A 17,671-nucleotide genomic window follows, 5' to 3' on the forward strand; every position below is an offset into this window, starting at 1 on the left:
GGCGCACGGGTTGCAGATAATCGACGCTTTCACGAATCACATCGGAGCGCCATGCCTTTCGATCGCAATGCTCCCCTGCCTTCCGGCGTCGAAGTCGGCGCAGCGTGGGGTCCCGGTCCCACGGAACGGTACGCCGCGCTCGCCGCGCGCTTTCGGCCCGTGTTCGCTCGCATCCGCGCACAGAGCGTCGCGCGCGAGCTCGAACGCCGTCTTCCCACCGACGAAATCGCCTGGCTGCGCGACGCCGGCTTCACGTCCTTGCGCGTGCCGGCCGACTATGGCGGCCAGGGCATCCGCCTCGTCGAATTGTTCGAATTGCTGATCGAGTTGTCGGAAGCCGATTCGAACATCACGCAGGCGCTGCGCGCGCACTTCGGCTTTATCGAGCACGCGCTCGACAGTCCCGTCGAACGACGCGAGCGATGGCTCGCGCGGCTCGCGAAGGGCGTCATCGTCGGGGCGGCTTGGTCCGAGACGGGCGAAGCGCCGCGCAGCCAGTTCGCGACGCGTCTCACCCGCGACGCGAACGGCTGGCATCTGAACGGCACGAAGTTCTATACGACCGGCTCGCTCTTCGCCGACTGGATCCACGTCGGCGCAACCGATGCGGACGACGAGGCCGTGTCCGTCACGGTCGATCGTCGTGCGGACGGCGTCGAAGTGATCGACGACTGGGACGGCATGGGCCAGCGCCTCACCGCGAGCGGCACGAGCCGCTTCGACAACGTGAAGGTCGACGAACGCGAAATCGTCGCGGGCCGCGCGCCGTTCCCGTACTCCGAAGCGTTCTATCAGCTCGTGCATCTGGCGACGCTCGCGGGCATCGGCCGGGCCGTCGCGAGCGACGCGGCCGCCGCCATCGCCGCGCGCACGCGCAGTTACAGCCACGCGGTCAGCACGCGCGCCGCGGACGATCCGCAATTGCTGCAAGTAGTCGGCCGCGCCCGCGCGCACGCCTGGACGGCCGGCGCGATCGTCGCGCAGGCGGCGCGCGCGCTCGAACGCGCGGCGGCGTCGTTCGACAGGCCGGATGCGCTCGCCGTCATCGCGGAAACGGAGATCGAGATCTGGCAGGCGCAGACGGTCGCGTCGCAACTCGTTCTCGACGCGAGCGCGAGCGTGTTCGACGCGCTCGGCGCATCCGCGACGCTGCGCACCGCCGGGCTCGACCGCTACTGGCGCAACGCGCGCACCATCGCGTCGCACAATCCGCGCATCTACAAGGACCGGATCGTCGGCGATTTCGCCGTGAACGGCACGCTGCCGCCGGGCCAATGGCGCATCGGCGTGGCCTGACTTTTTCTTCGTTCGCCCCGCCCTTTCATGAGCAAGAAGCACATCATTCTGAACGCGTTCAACATGAACTGCGTCGGCCATATCAATCATGGCCTCTGGACCCATCCGCGCGACCGTTCGACGGACTATCGCAAACTCTCCTATTGGACCGACCTCGCGAAGCTGCTTGAGCGTGGCCTCTTCGACGGGCTGTTCATCGCGGATATCGTCGGCGTGTACGACGTTTATCAGCAATCGGTCGATGTCACGCTGAAGGAGTCGGTGCAGTTACCCGTCAACGATCCGATGATGCTCGTCTCCGCGATGGCCGCCGCGACGCAGAACTTGGGCTTCGGCATCACCGTCAATCTCACCTATGAAGCGCCGTATCTGCTCGCGCGGCGCTTCTCGACGCTCGATCATCTGACCGAGGGACGTATCGGCTGGAACATCGTGACCGGCTATCTCGACAGCGCCGCCCGCGCGATGGGCGCAACCGAGATGATCGCGCACGACGAGCGCTACGATCGCGCCGACGAGTATCTGGACGTGCTCTACAAGCTGTGGGAAGGAAGCTGGCAGGACGATGCCGTGCTGCGCGACCGCGAGGCGCGCGTGTTCGCCCATCCCGCGAAGGTGCGCAAGGTGCGGCATCGCGGCCGTTATTACGACGTCGACGGTTATCACCTGTGCGAGCCGTCGCCGCAACGCACGCCGGTGCTGTTCCAGGCCGGATCGTCGGGGCGCGGCCAGGCGTTCGCCGTGCGTCATGCCGAATGCGTGTTCGTGTCGAGCCAGAGCAAGGAAGGCACGCGCAAGCTCGTGAGCGCGCTGCGCGCGCAAGCCGTCGAAGCCGGACGCGATGCGGGCGATCTGAAGATCATCATGGGCTTCACCGTGGTAGTCGGCCGCACGCAGCGCGAAGCCGAAGAGAAGTTCGCCGAGTACGCGCGGTATGCGAGTCCTGAAGCGGGTCTCGCGCACTTCGCGGCGGGCAGCGGCATCGACTATTCGACCTACGCGCCCGATGACGAACTCGCGCCGCCCGGCGGCCACAAGGGACGCGGCATCGAATCGTCGGTGCAGCGCGTGACCGACGGCAAGCGCGGCGTCACCGTGCGGCATCTGCTCGACCAGATGCAACTGGGCGGCCGCTACACGACGATCGTCGGCGACCCGGTTCAGGTGGCCGACGCGCTGCAATCCTGGGTCGACGAGGCCGGCATCGACGGCTTCAATCTCACGCGGACCGTGACGCCGGAAAGCTACGAGGACTTCATCGATCTCGTCATTCCGGAATTGCAGTCGCGCGGCATCTACAAGACGGCGTATGCAGAAGGCACGCTGCGCGAGAAGCTCTTCGGCGGCGGCGCGCGGCTCGGCGCGCGTCACACGGCCGCCGGCTTCCGCGATCCGTCCGGGCCGGCCGACAGGCAGGCGACATGAGCGCCGCGACGCCCCTGCTCGAGATCGACCAGTTGAGCGTGTCCTTCGGCGGCCATGCGGCGGTTCGCCCGTTCGATCTGACGATCGCGCGTGGCGAGATCGTCGCGCTCGTCGGCGAATCGGGCAGCGGGAAATCGACCGTCGCGCTCGCGACGATGGGACTGCTGCCGGAACGTGCGCGCGTGCAAGGCGCGATCCGCTTCGAAGGGAAACCGCTCTTCGCGCAAAGCGAGCGTGAATGGAGCGCGCTGCGGGGCGATCGCATCAGCATGATCTTTCAGGAGCCGATGACCTCGCTGAATCCGCTTCAGCCCGTCGGCAAGCAGGTCGCCGAAGCGCTCACGCTGCATCGCCCGATGTCCGCTCAGGCCGCGCGCAAGGAAGCGCTCGAGCTGCTCGAACTCGTGCATCTGCCGGAGCCGCGCCGGCGCTTCGCGCACTATCCGCATCAACTGTCGGGCGGACAGCGGCAACGCGTGATGATCGCCATCGCGGTCGCGTGCCGCCCCGGCCTCCTGATCGCCGACGAGCCGACCACCGCGCTCGACGTCACCATTCAGGCGCAGATTCTGGCGCTGATCGACCGCCTGCGGCGCGAACTGTCGATGGCCGTGCTGCTCATCACGCACGATCTCGGCGTGGTCGGGCGCTGGGCGGATCGCGTGGTCGTGATGAAGGACGGCGCGAAGGTCGAGGAAGCATCGAGCCGGCAACTGTTCACGCAGCCCGCGCAACCGTACACGCGCGCGCTGCTCGGCGCGTCGCTGCATTTCGGCGCGGGACTGCATTATCGCGACGCGCGGCTCACCGACGCGCCGCGCGCCAAGCCGCGATCCACCGCCGAAACGCCCGCGCGCGTGTTGCTGGACGCCCGCGACGTGCGCGTCGACTACGACGGCGTGCGCGCCGTGGACGGCGTCAGCTTCGAGATTCGCGCGGGCGAGACAGTGGGCCTCGTCGGCGAATCGGGATGCGGGAAGTCATCGCTGTCGCGCGCGCTGACGCGTCTCGTGGAGCCCACGGGCGGGCGCATCGTCTTCGACGGCGACGATGTCACGCATCGTGGACGGCGTGCGTTGCGGCCCTATCGCCGCCGCGTGCAGATGATCTTTCAGGATCCGTACGGCTCGCTCAATCCGCGTCATACCGTCGAACGCACGCTCGGTCATGCGCTCGCCATTCACGGCGTCTCGAACCGGCGCGAACGGCACGACAGGATTCGCCGCATCGTCGATGCCGTCGGTCTGCCGGAATCGGCGCTGCGGCGCTATCCGCACGAGTTCTCGGGCGGGCAGCGGCAGCGCATCGGCATCGCGCGCGCGCTCGTGCTGCGGCCGGAACTCGTCATCTGCGACGAGCCCGTGTCCGCGCTCGACGTCTCCATTCAGGCGCAGATTCTCGACCTGCTCGCCGACCTCAAGCACGAGCTGGGCCTCGCGCTGCTCTTCATTTCGCATGACCTGTCGGTAGTCCGCTATATCGCCGACCGCGTGCTCGTGATGCAGGCGGGACGCATCGTCGAGAGCGGGGATCACGCTTCGATCTGGACTTCGCCGCAACACACCTACACGCGCGCGCTGATCGACGCGGTGCCGTCATCGCATGCGCCATTCTTATTCGATACAAGGAAAATTGATCGTGACTTTCAAGCGCAAGCCGCAGCCGACCTCGACCTCGACCTCGACGCTTCTGTTCCGCGATGATCCGCTGGGCGCCGCCGTGGCCGATCTGAAGCGGCGCAGGCTGCTCAAGGGCGCGGGCGCGCTCGTCGCGGGGGCGGCGACGCCGTTCGTGTTCACGGGCAACGCCTGGGCCACGACCGAAACGACGCCGATCACGCTGAACGGCGCGAAGCGCGGCGGCACGCTCACGGCGGTCATCCATCCGGAACCGCCGACGCTCGCCTTCTTCGTCAATTCCGCGACGATGATCGGCGCGGTCGCAAGCAAGATCTTCGACGGCCTCGTCGAATACGGCCCGGACCTCAAGCCGCGCCCGCAGCTCGCGGAGAGCTGGACCGTCTCGCCCGACGGCCTCGCATGGACCTTCAGGCTGCGCCGCCATGCGCTGTGGCACGACGGCCAGCCCTTCACGTCCGCCGACGTCAAATTCTCAGCCGAGGAAGTGTGGTTGAAGATCAGCCCGGCGTCGCGGCGCGTGCTGCAATACCTGACGAAGATCGATACGCCGGATGCGCATACGGTCGTGCTGCATCTGTCGAAATCGACGCCCGCGACCTTCGGCATTCTCGATTCGCTCGGCACGCCGATCCTGCCGAAGCATCTCTATGAGAATACGGACATCCGCAACAATCCGTACAACAACAAGCCGGTCGGCACGGGTCCGTTCAAGTTCACGGAATGGGCGCGCGGCGACCGCATCGTGCTCGACCGCTTCGACAGGTATTGGGCGCCGGGTCAGCCGTATCTCGACCGCATCACATGGAAAATCACGCCCGACGTTTCCGGCCGCGCGACCGCGCTGGAAACCGGCGCGGCGCAATATGGCGAACGCAATCCGGTGACTTTCGCCGATGCCGACCGGCTCGCGAAGCTGCCCCATCTCGTCGTTTCGCGTGCAGGCTATAACGGCTACGCGGCGTGGCTCTGGCTGGAACCGAATCTGCGCGATCCGATTCTCGGCAAGCTCGAAGTGCGTCAGGCGATCGCGCACGCGATCAACCGCGACGTGCTCGTCAAGACCGTGTGGGGCGGCTACGCGGTGCCCGCGACGGGGCCGGAGTCGTCGCTGGTGAAGTCTTTCTATACGGCGGATACGCAGCAGTATCCGTACGATCCGAAGCGCGCCGAGGTCTTGCTCGACAAGGCCGGATTCCCGAAGAAGGCGGACGGCTGGCGCTTCAAGCTCGATCACGATTTCATTCCCTACGGCGACGACTATCGGCGCACCGGCGAGTTCGTGCGTCAGGCGTTGCGGCGCGTGGGCATCGACGTGAATCTGCGCGGACAAGACTTGCCGACGTGGATCAAGAACGTCTTCACCGATTACAACTTCCAGCTCATCAGCAGTTGGGGCACGGACGGCCTCGATCCGCAGATCGGCATCGAGCAGCATTACTGGTCGAAGGCGGCTTCGAACGGCACGCCGTGGTTCAACGCGTCCGGCTATGCGAGCACCGAGATGGACCGCGTGATCGAAGCGGCGCAGACGGAAACCGATCCGGCCAAACGGCGCGACCTGTACGTCGAGTTGCAGAAGATCGCGCAGCGCGACCTGTCGCTCATCAATCTGTTCGAGTTCCGCTGGTTCGGCGTGTGGGCGAAGGACTTGCGCAACGTCACCGACACCGCCAGCCATTCGCGCGCCAATTTCGCGCGCGTCTGGTTCGACAAGGCGTGACCGTCATGCGGCTTACATCGGCGCTCGCGGGACGCAGGATCGGGCACAGGCTGATTCAGCTCGTGCTCGTGCTGCTCGGCACCACCGTGCTCAACTTCGTGCTGCTCAAGCTGATGCCCGGCGATCTCGTCGATGTCATCGCGAGCGAGAGCGGCAACGTGTCGCCGCAATACGTCGCGCAGTTACGCGAAGCATATGGCTTGAATCACGGCGTCGGGTGGCAACTGCTGCATTACATCGAACATGCGCTGCGGCTCGATCTCGGCTTTTCGTTTCGCTTCGGCGAACCGGTCGCGTCGCTGATCTTCGCGCGCCTGCCCGCCACGCTCGCGCTGATCGGCACGGCGCTCGTCGTCTCCGTCAGTCTCGGGCTCATGCTCGGCGTGCTCGCCGCGCGCCGCCCGCACGGCGTCGTCGATACGCTCGTCTCCACGCTCGCGACCATCGGCTATTCCGCGCCGATGTTCTGGACCGCGCTGCTCCTGATCGTCGTCTTCGGCGTGCATCTCGACTGGCTGCCGATCGGCGGTGTCGCCGATACCAACGTTGCGCATCGCGGCGTTTCGCGCCTGCTCGATCATCTGCGCCATCTCGTGCTGCCCGCCGCGACGCTCGTGCTGTATTACGTGGCCATTTTCGCGCGGCTCGCGCGGGCTTCGATGATCGAGACGCTGCAGGAAGATTTCATCCGCACCGCGCGCGCGAAGGGCGGCCGGCCGTGGTACGTGACGACGCATCATGCGCTGCGCCATGCGGTGCTGCCCGTGCTCACGATGCTCGGCCTGCAGGGCAGCGCGCTGATCGGCGGCTCGGTGATCGTCGAGACGGTGTTCGGCTGGCCGGGGCTCGGGCAACTGTCGTTCGAGGCCATCAAAAGCCGCGACGTCAACCTGCTGGTCGGCGTGCTGCTGCTCTCGGCGTGTCTCGTCGTCCTGCTCAATCTGATGGTCGATCTGCTCTACGGACTCGTCGATCCACGCACGAGGTCGAACCGATGAAGCCGCTCACTTTCCTGCGCCAGCCTTCCGCGTTCGTCGGCGCGCTCCTGCTCGCGCTGGCGCTTGTCGCGGCGCTCTCGGCCAACTGGCTCTTTCCCGGCGATCCGCTCGACATGGTCGCCGCGCCCTATCAATGGCCCGGCGCCGATCGCGCGTTTCCGCTCGGCACCGACCTGATGGGCCGCGACCTGCTCGCCGGTCTCTTTCACGGCGCGCGCGTCTCGCTGTCCGTCGGCGGGACGGTCGCCGTTATCGCGCTCGTGCTGGGCGTGCTGATCGGCGGCGTCGCGGGTTACTTCGGCGGCGCGATCGACCGCGTGCTCATGGCGATCACCGAGTTCTTCCAGACCGTGCCGCCGTTTCTGCTCGCGATCATCCTCGTGGCGATTCTCACGCCGTCGCTTTCGACGATCGTGTTCGCGCTCGGCGTGACCGCGTGGCCGGGCATCGCGCGGCTCACGCGTGGCGAGTTCATCGTGCTGCGCGAGCGCGAGTTCGTCCGCGCGAGCATCGCGCTCGGCGCAAGCGATGCGCATCTGATCTTCATCGAGATCCTGCCCAACGCGCTCACGCCGATTCTCGTTTCGACCGCGCTGCTCGTCGCGAACGCGATTTTGTCGGAGGCGGCGCTGTCGTTTCTCGGGCTCGGCGATCCGAACGTGGTGAGCTGGGGCTCGATGGTCGGCACCGGGCGCGAAGCCCTGCGCACCGCGTGGTACATGATCGCGGTGCCCGGCTCGGCGATCGCCCTGACGGTGCTCGCGCTCAATCTGCTGAGCGATGCGCTGCACGCCGCGTTCAATCCGCGTCTGTCGAGAAGCCGCCGCGACGATGCGGCGTCGCGGCTCGAAGCCGTCGAAGGGCTGCGGCCTTGAGCGTTGCGCCGCAGCGTTCCCGCTTACTGCGCCGGCTTGGAGAATCCCGCGAAGCGCTGCTCGATCACGCGCGCGAAATCCGCCGACCGGTACGCGTTCGCGATGTCCGTCACATACGGCTTGTTCAGATCGGCCGTGCGTACCGCAACGAGATTCAGGTAGTACGGCGGAATCTTTTCGAGCAGGAGCGCGTCATTGAGCTTGAGGCCGGCCGCGAGCGCGAAGTTGCCGTTCACGAACGCATAGTCGACGTCATCGAGCGAGCGCGGCAGTTGCGCGGCTTCGAGCGGCACGAGCTTGATCCTGTGCGGATTCGACGCGATATCCCGCTCCGACGATTTCACCGGATCGACGCCAGACTTGAGCGTCACCCAGCCGAGTTGCTGCAACAGAATGATCGCGCGCGCCTGGTTGGTGACGTCGTTCGGCAGCGACACGGTCGCGCCGTCCTTCAGCTCGTCGAGGCGCTTGTGCTTGTGGCTGTAGAGTCCGATCGGCGCGGTGGGCACCTTCACGAGCTCCGAGAGCGCGAGCTTGTGATCCGCCGAGAACTTCTTGAGATACACCTCGTGCTGGAATGCGTTGGCGTCGAGCGCGCCGTCGGCGAGCGCGAGGTTCGGCTGCACGTAGTCGCTGAACTCGACGATCGTCACCTTGTAACCTTCCTTCTCCAACTGTGGCTTGATACCGTAGCGAATCTGGTCCGAGTACGGACCGGCCGTCGCGCCGAAGCGAATCTCGGGCTTGTTCGGATCGGCGGCCTGCGCGAGCGATGCGATCATTGCGCTCGATGCGATGGCCAGCACGCCGGCCCGCAACGGATGGAACTTCTTCATTGGGTTCTCCTCTTGCTTCGCGCGCGCGAGGCAGCGAAGCGGTTATCGTCGATGGTGCGCGACAAGCTTACAAATCGGCCCATCCAAGCCAAACCAATGTATTTATCTATGGTTTTCCGGTTTGACGCCAAAGCCGGGCATCGAACACGGCGCACCCTTCATCGACAGGAGACACTGCAATGAGCCGCACTCAAGACGCCCCGTGGGCCGAGCCTTTGGAAGCGGTGCTGCGCGAATGGGCGAAAACCGCCGCGGCACGCGACAAGGCCGGCGGCACCGCCTTTCATGAGCGCCGCCTGTTGCGCGAGAGCGGCCTGCTGCGACTGTCGTTGCCGGTGGAGTACGGCGGCGACGGCGCTCCGTGGTCGACGACGCTCGATGTCGTCAGACGGATGGCACGAGTCGACAGCTCGCTCGCGCATCTGTTCGCGTTCCATCATCTGCAACTCGCGACGATCCGCCTCTTCGGCAGCGATGCGCAGATTCGCCATTGGTCGCGTGAGACTGTCGCGCAGGGCTGGTTCTGGGGCAACGCGCTCAATCCGCTCGACAAGAGCACGCGCGCGCTGCCAGGCGACGCCGGCGGCTATGTCTTCGATGGCCGCAAGAGCTTTTGTTCCGGCGCCCGCGATTCGGACCAGCTGCTCGCGTCCGCGTTCGATGGCGACGGGCGGCTGCTGATCGGCATCACACCGACGAATCGCGCGGGCATCACCGTGCTCGACGACTGGGACAACATGGGGCAGCGCCAGACCGACAGCGGCACGGTGATCTTCGAGCGCGTGCCCATCGCGGCGGACGAATTGCTGCTCAATCCCGGACCGCTTTCCAGCCCGTTCGCGACGCTGCGGCCGCTGCTCGCGCAGTCGATCCTGTGCCATATCTATCTCGGCATCGGCGAAGGCGCATTGCAGGCGGCGCGCGACGCGACGCTCGCGCAGACGCGGCCGTGGATTGCCTCGCAGGCCGAGCGTCCCGCCGAGGATCCGTATGTGATCGCGCACTACGGCGACTTCTTTGTCGCGCTCGAAGGGGCGTGTCTGCTAGTCGAACGTTCGATGCAGGCCTTCGATCGCGCGTGGGCGCGCGGCCTTTCCCTCACCGAAAGCGAGCGCGGCGAAGTGGCCGTCGCAGTCGCCACGGCGAAGGTGGCGGCGGCGCGCGCGGGGCTCGACGTCGCGCATCGCATGTTCGAAGTGACGGGCGCGCGCTCGACGACGGCGGCGTTGCGGCTCGACCGCTTCTGGCGCAATGTGCGCGTGCATACGCTGCACGATCCGCTCGATTACAAGGTGCGCGAACTGGGCGACTGGGCGCTCAACGGACGAATTCCGAAGCCGTCGTTCTATTCGTGAGACGACGCGCCGCGCCATGCGCTTTCGCCATGGCGCGCGGCCATTCCAGCAAACTGCGCGCGATCTTCAGGCCGCGCACTATTCGAATCCGGAAGTGGACCGACTGCTCGAAGCGGCCTCGGTGGAAACCGACGAAAACAGGCGCCGTCAGCTATTCCGGCAGTTCCAGCAGATCGTGCACGACGATATTCCGTCGATCGAGTTCGGCGCCAATCCGAACATCACGATCGCATCGACCAAAGTGAAGAACCATGCATCCACAGGCGAAGGTCTGAGAGGCAATTTCGCGGACCTTTACATCCTGCCGTGACGCGCGCCGAAACCGAAGGCAGGCCGGCATAAGGTTATGCCAACGGATTGGTTATCGGAACGGGATCGGGTCCATAGAATGACCGGGTTCGCCATCCTCACGACAAGGACACAGCTCTCGTGCAACGACTCTCCCTTTCCCTTCTGCGCGCGCTGCTATGCGCATTTTTTGCCGTGGTCGTGAGCGCGACCGCGCATGCGGAAACGCCCTTGCTCAAGATCGGCGTGACGAGCGGACCTCATGAGGAAATCTTCGAGGCGGTGAAAAAGGTCGCGGAGCGCGACTACGGTCTGCGCATCAAGATCGTGTCGTTCAACGACTATATTCAGCCCGACGCGGCCCTCGACGCAGGCGATCTCGATGCCAACAGCTACCAGCACCGGCCTTTCCTCTCCTCGCAGATTCGCGCGCGCGGCTACAAGCTGGTCGGCATCGGCCGCACGTGGATCGGGCCGATCGGACTCTATTCGAAGCGTTACCGGAAGTACTCGGACCTGCCGGACGGCGCGACCATCGGCATACCGAACGATCCCGCCAACGAGAGCCGGATTCTCCTGCTGTTGCAGAAGGCGGGCAGCATTCGGCTGCGACAGGGCATCGATCCTGTCACGGGCGTCAACGCGACGCCCCTCGACATCATCGACAATCCCAGGCACTTCCGATTCAAGGAAGTGGATGCGGCGCAGCTTCCGCGCACGCTCGACGATTTCGACGCCACGACGGTCAATGCGGACTATGCGATCAAGGCCGGACTCAACCCGGCGAAGGACACGATCCTGCGCGAGGACGGCTCCGGGGTCTACGCGTGTCTGATCGCCGTACGCGAGCAGGATGCGAACAAGCCGTGGGTGCAGCAGATCGTCGCCGCCTATCAGTCTCCCGAAGTCAGGCAGTTCATCCTGTCGCGCTATCGAGGCGCGATCATTCCGGCGTTCTGAGGGGCCGACAGACGCGCCTTCGCCGACCGATGCAAACCGCGGATAAGACACGATATCGCGCCGGACGGACTTCGCGCTCAGCGCGACAGAGACTGCGGAGCGTGCCCTCGCGGATGTGTATCGAGCGCGGGGGAGGCGTCGTCTTCCGGCTCGGCGGACAGGTCCCGCTTGAAGGTGCCCGAGCGCCGGTCCTGGCGCATTGGCGCTCGAACCGACGATGGTGCTGGCCGAAATGGCACGGGGTCGCCATCGACATGTCCACGGCCCTGCAATGCCGTGAGTGATGGCGCGCCGGACTCAACGAGGCGCCGCCCTCGCAGCGGCATGAATGCTCGATCTCGAAGCGACGATAGACAGGACGGCCGAAACGGTCAGACTGCCGCCGACGCACATCATGGCGACGACCAGTGCCTTGGCCAAGGTCACCGGATCCGGCGAAGTCCCCGCGACACTGAAGAAGACACCGCCGATGACCGCGACACCCAGTGCTGCGCTGATTTGCAACGCCGAATTCGTGATGCCCGCGATCATCCCGGAACCGGTCGCCGGTGCGCGATTGATAACCGAGCGCACCAGCGTCGGCAGCGCCCAGCCCTGACCGAATCCCAAGAGCGCTACTGCTCCTATCAGCGGAAACTGAGCCGGCATCTGTCCGGGCGCGCCGGCCACGAGGGCGGCGAGGAGTATGCAGCCGGCGACCTCCAGCATCATGCCGATGGCGGGGACGCGGTCGCCGAAGAGGCGAATGGCCAGCGGGGTCGTCAGCGGCCCGATGAAGGCGCCGACACCGAACGGCAGGAAGACCAGCCCTGTCTCGAATGGGCTCATCCCAAGCGCCGCCTGGAGGTAGACGGAGAACGTCAGGAAGAATGCAGAGACGACGTAGAAGAAGAGGACGCCCGTAAGCCCGCTCATCAAGCCGGGCCTGCGGATCAGCTCCACGCTGATTAGAGGCACGCCGCCTCGGCGGGCGTAGGCCATCTCATATCGGCAGAAGCCCGCCCCGGCGACGGGGGATGCGATCAGCATTGCGCAGGCCCACCACGGCCAATCCAGCTCCCGCCCTTCGACCAGAGGCACGATGAGCAAGGCCAGCGTGAGTGCGCAGAGCAGCACGCCGATTCGGTCTACAGGTGCCGGGCTGTCACCGCGGACGTCGGGTAGCAACGGCAGCCCGAAGATCAGAACAGCGGCGACGACGGGCAAGTTGATGAGAAAGACGACGCGCCACTCAAGGTGAAAGACGTCCGCAGAGATCAACGCGCCCCCGAGCGCCTGCGCGGCTACGGCGGCCAGACCCACCGCCGCGCCGTATAGGCCCAAGGCGCGCGCACGCTCTCTCTCTGGAAACAGGGCGTGAATGGAGGCCAGTCCTTGCGGCGCCATGGCGGCGGCGCTCAGACCCTGCAGCACTCGCCCGAGGATCAGTATGGCGGGCGACGATGCGAGCCCGCAGATCACCGATGTCAGTCCGAAGCCCGTGACGCCGATCAGAAAGATACTTCGTCATCCGAATAGATCGCCTAGCCGTCCGCCTGTGATAAGGAAAACCGCGTAGGCCGCGGCATATCCGGAAATGACGAGTTGCAGCTCCGCAGCGCTCGTGTGGAGCGTGCTTTGGATGGACGGCAGGGCGACGTTCACGATGAAGAAGTCCAGCGGCGGCAGAAATGCGCCCACCAGCAACACCGCGAACGCCGACCATCGACGTGTGGAAGAGGTTGTCATATGCATAAGTCCCGGCGGCCGCGGGCCGCATCAAGCCGGACGGCCGAAGCGCTCCGTTCCCGCGATGGGGTGCCAGTTCTGGAGCGGCGTCGCGTAGTGCATGGTGAAGGTGCGCTCCACGAATGCCCAGCGGCCTTCGCGTCGCTGATAGATGTCGCGGTATTGGCCGCTCACCTGTAGCGTGCCCTGATCGACGTCGTAGAAAAGACAGTCCGCCGCTACAAGGCCGTGGCCGTTGTCACCGTCCACCGTGATTAGCGCGTTCGCCATCCAATGATGCATGTGGGGCATGCGCTTCATGTTGATGCGCGCTTGCGCCAGGATCGCCTCCAGGCCATCGGAGTTGCCGTTCGCGCCCAGGTGCAGTCGCGAATCGGGATGCCAGAGCGTGGCCAGCAGCTCGATATTCATGGTGTCGAACGCCTCGGCGTAGTTGGCGATCAGCGCCTCGATGGCGAAGCGGCTTTCGATGGCGTCAAGACGTGCTTCGAGTTCTTTGGACATTGGCTTATTCCATACCGAATGGTACACAAATAGCTAAAAAAACGCGGGATTCGTGTGATGACCCCGCGCGGCTCCGGCTTTACATACCGAATGGTACATATTTAAAAGAATACGGAAGGCTGTGTCAACCGCTTTCTTGAACGGCCCGCTGACATGCACCAGAGGTGCCAGCTCGCGACTTGCAACGAAATTATGTATCGACTAGTATGTATATTTCGACTGAAGGAGATGTTCATGGTTCAGCGGGGTCGGCCACGCACGTTCGACCGCGATGCGGCAATCATTTCGGCGATGCATCTGTTCTGGGAACATGGCTATGAATCGACGTCTTTGTCGCAGTTGAAGGCCGCGATCGGCGGGGGCATCTCCGCGCCCAGCTTCTATGCGGCCTTCGAGTCCAAAGAGGCGCTGTACAAGGAGGCGCTGGAACGATACATGGAGATTTACGGCAAGGTGACGCGCAGTCTCCATGACACGTCGCTTCCGCCACGGGAGGGCGTGTTTCTGGCGATGCTTCGGTCGGCAAGGATGCAGACCGAGAGCGGCCACCCGAAAGGCTGTATGGTCGCGCTAGGCGTTGTGGGGGCCAGTTCCACCGGCAGCGAAGCCGTCACTCAGTTGCTTCGTGAGGTGCGCAATCGCACGCGCGCTGGCTTCCGCGCCTGCGTGGCACGGGGCATCAAGAGTGGGGAGCTGCGCAGCAGCACGGATCCGGCGTCGCTATCCATCGCGCTCGACTGCTTTTTTCAGGGGTTGTCCGTGCTCGCCCGCGATTCAGTCCGGCATGCCGTCATCGAGAAGGCCGTGAACGACGCGATGGGGATCTGGGATGCCGCAGTAGACCGGCCGATGCCGCAGTAGTAGCGCGTGGTGCCGTGGAAGGCACCGATGCATATCATCACGATCGCCCATTCCCGCCGCCGCGCATGTACCGCTGTTAGCACCGGCAACACGCGGCCGGCCTCGTATATGTCGCGATACTGCTTCCGCTGTCCGTTCACGCGCTTCCAGATGACAAGGTAATCGCCCGCGTCATTCCGTAGGGACTCGGCCATCGGCCTTGCCGTCGCATGCGAATGAGGATGACCGGAAACTGGCGGGGATAGCGCTCTCCGCGCTGTATTCGACGGGGCGCATGGCGCATGGCGAGCGGCAGAGCGCGTCGTCTCCCTGCTTTCGTTTGAAGGATGTCTGTTGGCCGAATTTGCGCCGACGCTCCGCTCTGCGTGAAAGAGCCGACAAAAAACTTGACTATACGAGCATATGCACCTAATCTCCATCTCAAGAGAGCATATGCTCTCACTTTCAAACGGAGCGATGCGATGAACGAGCCTGAGATTCTTGTGAGCGGTGCAACCGGACGGACCGGAGGCAATGCTATTGACGAACTGCTCGAGATGGGCAAACGCGTGCGGGCATATGTGCGTACGGATGACGATCGAGCGGAAGCGCTGAGGCAGCGCGGCGTCGATGTCGCGGTCGGGGACTTTACCGACATCGACGATATTCGGGCAGCGATGGAAGGCATCCGATCGGCCTATTTCCTTCATCCGATTGCGCCGGGAATCATCGGGGCCGCGGCCTATTTCGCGCAGGCAGCAAAGGAAGCGGGCGTCACGGCGATCGTCAACATGTCGCAGATTTCCGCGCGTCGGGAATCGATGAGCCACGCAGCACAGGATCACTGGGTCTCCGAGCGAGTCTTCGATTGGTCGGGTGTCGCGACTACGCATTTGCGCCCGACGTTCTTTGCCGATTGGCTCGTCTATCCGCATTTCGCGCGGGAAATCTGGGCCACGAAGAAGATCGAGTTTCCGTTCGGCAACGGCCGTCACGCGCCTATCTCCAGCGACGATCAGGGACGCGTGATCGCCCACATCCTCGCCAACCCCGAAGGCCACGAGGGCAGGACCTACACGCTCCACGGCCCCGTCGAGATGAATCACGTCGAGATCGCAGCCAAAATGAGCGAGGTTCTCGGCGCCCGGATCGAATACGCGCCGACTTCCATCGAGGAGTTTCGGATCAAGATGGAAACCCTTTACAAGTTTCCGCCGTTCCTCACGCAGCATCTGGTCGAAGTCGCGCAGGACTATCGCGACGGCATTTTCTCGGGCACTAACGACGCCGTCGAGAAGATCACCGGGAAGCCGCCGCTGTCGGTCCAGGAGTTCGTCGCGAAGTATCGGGACGCCTTCGTGTGAACAGGTCCTTGAATAGCTATCGCCGCACTTTCGCACGACGCGCGCGTAAGCTTCTAGCAATTAACCGAATGAGGAGTGCAACGGATGTTGCCAGTAAATAAGCCGCTCGGCATCGATCAATGCAACTGCTTCGCCGTGAGGAAGGCGAGCAGGCAGATCTCCCGACTCTACGATAGCCATCTCGAGCCCTCGGGTCTGCGCATCACGCAATTCCTCACCCTGGCCGCCCTGCGCGAAGTGGGAAGTACCCCGGTCAACGCGCTTGCCGAACGGCTCGATATCGAACGAACCGCGATGGGGAAGATGGTGGGCTTCCTGGAGCGCGACGGTTTCGTCACGATCAAGCCCTCGCCCACCGATGGCCGAAGCCGCCTTGTCGAACTCACCAAGGAGGGACGGCGCCTGCATGAAAGAGCAGCCCCTCTCTGGCAGGAAGCGCAACGGGAGTTCGAGCAGTTGAACGGTGCGGACAACGTTCTCGCGTTACGAGAACGGTTGAGAGGGGTACTCATCGGCGACGTGTCGATGCGTTCGTCGGAAGACTGAGCCTTCCGATGCATTGCGGCAAGAACGTCATTCGTCAAGCACGTGTTCCGCAACCAGATCACCGCACATGTCGAATCAATCGCGCAAACATCTTTCCTGCACGCCGGCACCGGCCACCCCCGGTCCGGCCTGCAACGCCAAAGACCCGCACGCGAGAATGAGGCCGACACCACACACTCCCGGCCATTGCCATACGCTCCACGCCCACACGCCCAGCAACGAACCGAGCGCGCCGCCCGCGAAGCGAATCGTCATATACAGCGTGTTAATGCGGCTCATCGCATCGCTCCTGATGCTCATGCTGCGTGCCATGTTCGCGACGTGTGCGCTTTGCAGCCCGAAATCGAGAAGGATCACACCGGCGATCAGACCGGCGATACCGTAGCCCACCCACGCGAAGATTGCGAACGCCATGAAGAAAATTGCGGAGCTCGCCAAAACCACAAGACGCGGATTGCGCTTGTCTATCAGCTTGCCCGCTCCCGTCGAGGCCAGCGCTCCGACCACGCCCACAAGTCCGAACAGACCGGCGATCTCGCTGCCGTAATGCGCATTCATGCTGCGCAAATGAAACGTCAGCGTGACCCAGAATGCGCTGAACGCAGCGAACTGAAGGGCCGCGATCGCCGACGTCCGGCGCAAGAGCGCCTCTTCGCGGATAAGCGTCCATAGCGAACCCATCAGGCGTCGGTACGTGCCCGACCAAGTCGGCGTCGAGCGAGGCAGCCTGTGCGACAGTGCGGCGGCCGTGACAAGCATCGCTGCGGATGCAAGCCAGTACACGGTCCGCCATCCCCAATGCTGGGCGATCGATCCGGATACCGCGCGCGACATGAGGATGCCGGATAGCAATCCGAACATCACGATGCCGACCGCTTCGCCGCGTCGCTCGGGTCCTGCAATTTGCGCCGCGAAGGGTGTGAGCAACTGCGGCGCGACGCTGGTAAGCCCGGTCAGGAAACTGGCGGCCACGAGCCAGTCGAGTGTCGGTGACACTGCCACTGCGGCGAGTGCGAGGCTCGAGATGCACAGCAGCGTGCCCAGTATCGAACGTCGATCGAGCTTGTCGCCCAGCGGAACGAAGAGCAGAAGTCCGAGCGCATAGCCGGTCTGCGTCGCAACCGATGCTGCACCGGCTGCGCGCTCGGTGGTGTGAAACGTGAGCGCGAAGTCGGCGAGCAAGGGCTGGTTGTAGTAGTTGTTCGCGACCACGATGCCCGCCGCCGCGGCCATCAGCCAATACACCGACCGTTTCATCTCTGTGCTCCTCAGGCTGCGCCCCGCCTTTGCTATTCC

At 64.5% G+C, this 17,671-nt stretch carries 15 protein-coding genes and 1 pseudogene; 12 read left to right on the forward strand and 4 right to left on the reverse strand.

The window, feature by feature from the left end; genetic code table 11:
* The first annotated feature begins 51 nt into the window (after positions 1–51).
* The 6 genes from NCS00_RS31345 to NCS00_RS31370 are packed head-to-tail and all read left to right on the forward strand — an operon-like array spanning position 52 to position 7,954.
* The gene (locus NCS00_RS31345; RefSeq protein ID WP_175982452.1) at positions 52–1,296 is read left to right on the forward strand and encodes an acyl-CoA dehydrogenase family protein; all 1,245 of its coding nucleotides are present in this window, start codon (positions 52–54) and stop codon (positions 1,294–1,296) included.
* 27 nt (positions 1,297–1,323) lie between these two features.
* Positions 1,324–2,721, forward strand: a complete 1,398-nt coding sequence (locus NCS00_RS31350; protein ID WP_250442110.1) for an LLM class flavin-dependent oxidoreductase — start codon at positions 1,324–1,326, stop codon at positions 2,719–2,721.
* The gene (locus NCS00_RS31355) at positions 2,718–4,424 is read left to right on the forward strand and encodes an ABC transporter ATP-binding protein (protein WP_250442111.1); all 1,707 of its coding nucleotides are present in this window, start codon (positions 2,718–2,720) and stop codon (positions 4,422–4,424) included. Before NCS00_RS31350 ends, NCS00_RS31355 begins: the two co-directional genes overlap by 4 nt.
* Positions 4,360–6,081: an ABC transporter substrate-binding protein gene (locus NCS00_RS31360; protein WP_250442112.1), complete on the forward strand. Its 1,722-nt coding sequence runs from the start codon at positions 4,360–4,362 to the stop codon at positions 6,079–6,081. Before NCS00_RS31355 ends, NCS00_RS31360 begins: the two co-directional genes overlap by 65 nt.
* A 5-nt stretch (positions 6,082–6,086) precedes the next feature.
* Entirely contained in the window at positions 6,087–7,079 is a 993-nt protein-coding gene (locus NCS00_RS31365) for an ABC transporter permease (RefSeq protein ID WP_008345414.1), read from the forward strand.
* Positions 7,076–7,954 (forward strand): ABC transporter permease, encoded by an 879-nt coding sequence (locus NCS00_RS31370; protein ID WP_008345413.1) that lies wholly within the window; start codon positions 7,076–7,078, stop codon positions 7,952–7,954. Before NCS00_RS31365 ends, NCS00_RS31370 begins: the two co-directional genes overlap by 4 nt.
* A gap of 23 nt (positions 7,955–7,977) precedes the next feature.
* On the opposite strand, the gene NCS00_RS31375 is transcribed toward NCS00_RS31370, so the two are convergent.
* The gene (locus NCS00_RS31375) at positions 7,978–8,790 is read right to left on the reverse strand and encodes a MetQ/NlpA family ABC transporter substrate-binding protein (protein WP_175982446.1); all 813 of its coding nucleotides are present in this window, start codon (positions 8,788–8,790) and stop codon (positions 7,978–7,980) included.
* Between the two features lie 179 nt (positions 8,791–8,969).
* On the opposite strand from NCS00_RS31375, the gene NCS00_RS31380 reads away from it, so the two are divergent.
* From NCS00_RS31380 to NCS00_RS31390, 3 genes are all read left to right on the forward strand, one after another.
* Positions 8,970–10,145 (forward strand): acyl-CoA dehydrogenase family protein, encoded by a 1,176-nt coding sequence (locus tag NCS00_RS31380; protein WP_175982445.1) that lies wholly within the window; start codon positions 8,970–8,972, stop codon positions 10,143–10,145.
* 16 nt (positions 10,146–10,161) lie between these two features.
* Positions 10,162–10,455, forward strand: coding sequence for a peptide ABC transporter substrate-binding protein (locus NCS00_RS31385; RefSeq protein ID WP_008345409.1), 294 nt, complete (start codon positions 10,162–10,164; stop codon positions 10,453–10,455).
* 119 nt (positions 10,456–10,574) lie between these two features.
* Positions 10,575–11,393, forward strand: a complete 819-nt coding sequence (locus NCS00_RS31390) for a MetQ/NlpA family ABC transporter substrate-binding protein (RefSeq protein ID WP_250442113.1) — start codon at positions 10,575–10,577, stop codon at positions 11,391–11,393.
* Positions 11,394–11,690: 297 nt separating this feature from the next.
* On the opposite strand, the pseudogene NCS00_RS31395 reads toward NCS00_RS31390, so the two are convergent.
* Positions 11,691–13,127 (reverse strand): annotated as a pseudogene (locus NCS00_RS31395) (MFS transporter).
* 24 nt (positions 13,128–13,151) lie between these two features.
* Positions 13,152–13,625 carry a nuclear transport factor 2 family protein gene (locus NCS00_RS31400; protein ID WP_250437739.1) on the reverse strand — a complete coding sequence of 158 codons (474 nt, stop codon included), beginning with the start codon at positions 13,623–13,625 and terminating at the stop codon, positions 13,152–13,154.
* 234 nt (positions 13,626–13,859) lie between these two features.
* Here NCS00_RS31400 and NCS00_RS31405 point away from each other — a divergent pair, with 234 nt between their 5' ends.
* The 3 genes from NCS00_RS31405 (at position 13,860) to NCS00_RS31415 (ending at position 16,375) form a co-directional block, all read left to right on the forward strand.
* Complete coding sequence (locus NCS00_RS31405) at positions 13,860–14,486, forward strand: TetR/AcrR family transcriptional regulator (RefSeq protein WP_250437740.1); 627 nt, start codon at positions 13,860–13,862, stop codon at positions 14,484–14,486.
* Positions 14,487–14,947: 461 nt separating this feature from the next.
* Positions 14,948–15,829 carry an NmrA family NAD(P)-binding protein gene (locus NCS00_RS31410; RefSeq protein WP_250442151.1) on the forward strand — a complete coding sequence of 294 codons (882 nt, stop codon included), beginning with the start codon at positions 14,948–14,950 and terminating at the stop codon, positions 15,827–15,829.
* A gap of 84 nt (positions 15,830–15,913) precedes the next feature.
* Positions 15,914–16,375, forward strand: a complete 462-nt coding sequence (locus NCS00_RS31415; RefSeq protein ID WP_008345403.1) for a MarR family winged helix-turn-helix transcriptional regulator — start codon at positions 15,914–15,916, stop codon at positions 16,373–16,375.
* Positions 16,376–16,450: 75 nt separating this feature from the next.
* Here NCS00_RS31415 and NCS00_RS31420 read toward each other — a convergent pair whose 3' ends face one another.
* Positions 16,451–17,632 carry an MFS transporter gene (locus tag NCS00_RS31420; protein ID WP_250442114.1) on the reverse strand — a complete coding sequence of 394 codons (1,182 nt, stop codon included), beginning with the start codon at positions 17,630–17,632 and terminating at the stop codon, positions 16,451–16,453.
* Between the last annotated feature and the right edge of the window lie 39 nt (positions 17,633–17,671).

It is taken from the genome of Caballeronia sp. AZ1_KS37 (assembly GCF_023631165.1).
Lineage (GTDB): Bacteria > Pseudomonadota > Gammaproteobacteria > Burkholderiales > Burkholderiaceae > Caballeronia > Caballeronia zhejiangensis.

Excerpts from the sequence above, each read along its gene's own strand:
- NCS00_RS31380 (WP_175982445.1), top strand. The coding sequence starts at position 8,970 with ATGAGCCGCACTCAAGACGCCCCGTGGGCCGAGCCTTTGGAAGCGGTG.
- NCS00_RS31365 (WP_008345414.1), top strand. The coding sequence starts at position 6,087 with ATGCGGCTTACATCGGCGCTCGCGGGACGCAGGATCGGGCACAGGCTG.
- NCS00_RS31410 (WP_250442151.1), top strand. The coding sequence starts at position 14,948 with ATGAACGAGCCTGAGATTCTTGTGAGCGGTGCAACCGGACGGACCGGA.
- NCS00_RS31420 (WP_250442114.1), bottom strand. The coding sequence starts at position 17,632 with ATGAAACGGTCGGTGTATTGGCTGATGGCCGCGGCGGCGGGCATCGTG.
- NCS00_RS31370 (WP_008345413.1), top strand. The coding sequence starts at position 7,076 with ATGAAGCCGCTCACTTTCCTGCGCCAGCCTTCCGCGTTCGTCGGCGCG.
- NCS00_RS31350 (WP_250442110.1), top strand. The coding sequence starts at position 1,324 with ATGAGCAAGAAGCACATCATTCTGAACGCGTTCAACATGAACTGCGTC.
- NCS00_RS31385 (WP_008345409.1), top strand. The coding sequence starts at position 10,162 with ATGCGCTTTCGCCATGGCGCGCGGCCATTCCAGCAAACTGCGCGCGAT.
- NCS00_RS31375 (WP_175982446.1), bottom strand. The coding sequence starts at position 8,790 with ATGAAGAAGTTCCATCCGTTGCGGGCCGGCGTGCTGGCCATCGCATCG.
- NCS00_RS31415 (WP_008345403.1), top strand. The coding sequence starts at position 15,914 with ATGTTGCCAGTAAATAAGCCGCTCGGCATCGATCAATGCAACTGCTTC.
- NCS00_RS31345 (WP_175982452.1), top strand. The coding sequence starts at position 52 with ATGCCTTTCGATCGCAATGCTCCCCTGCCTTCCGGCGTCGAAGTCGGC.
- NCS00_RS31400 (WP_250437739.1), bottom strand. The coding sequence starts at position 13,625 with ATGTCCAAAGAACTCGAAGCACGTCTTGACGCCATCGAAAGCCGCTTC.
- NCS00_RS31405 (WP_250437740.1), top strand. The coding sequence starts at position 13,860 with ATGGTTCAGCGGGGTCGGCCACGCACGTTCGACCGCGATGCGGCAATC.
- NCS00_RS31355 (WP_250442111.1), top strand. The coding sequence starts at position 2,718 with ATGAGCGCCGCGACGCCCCTGCTCGAGATCGACCAGTTGAGCGTGTCC.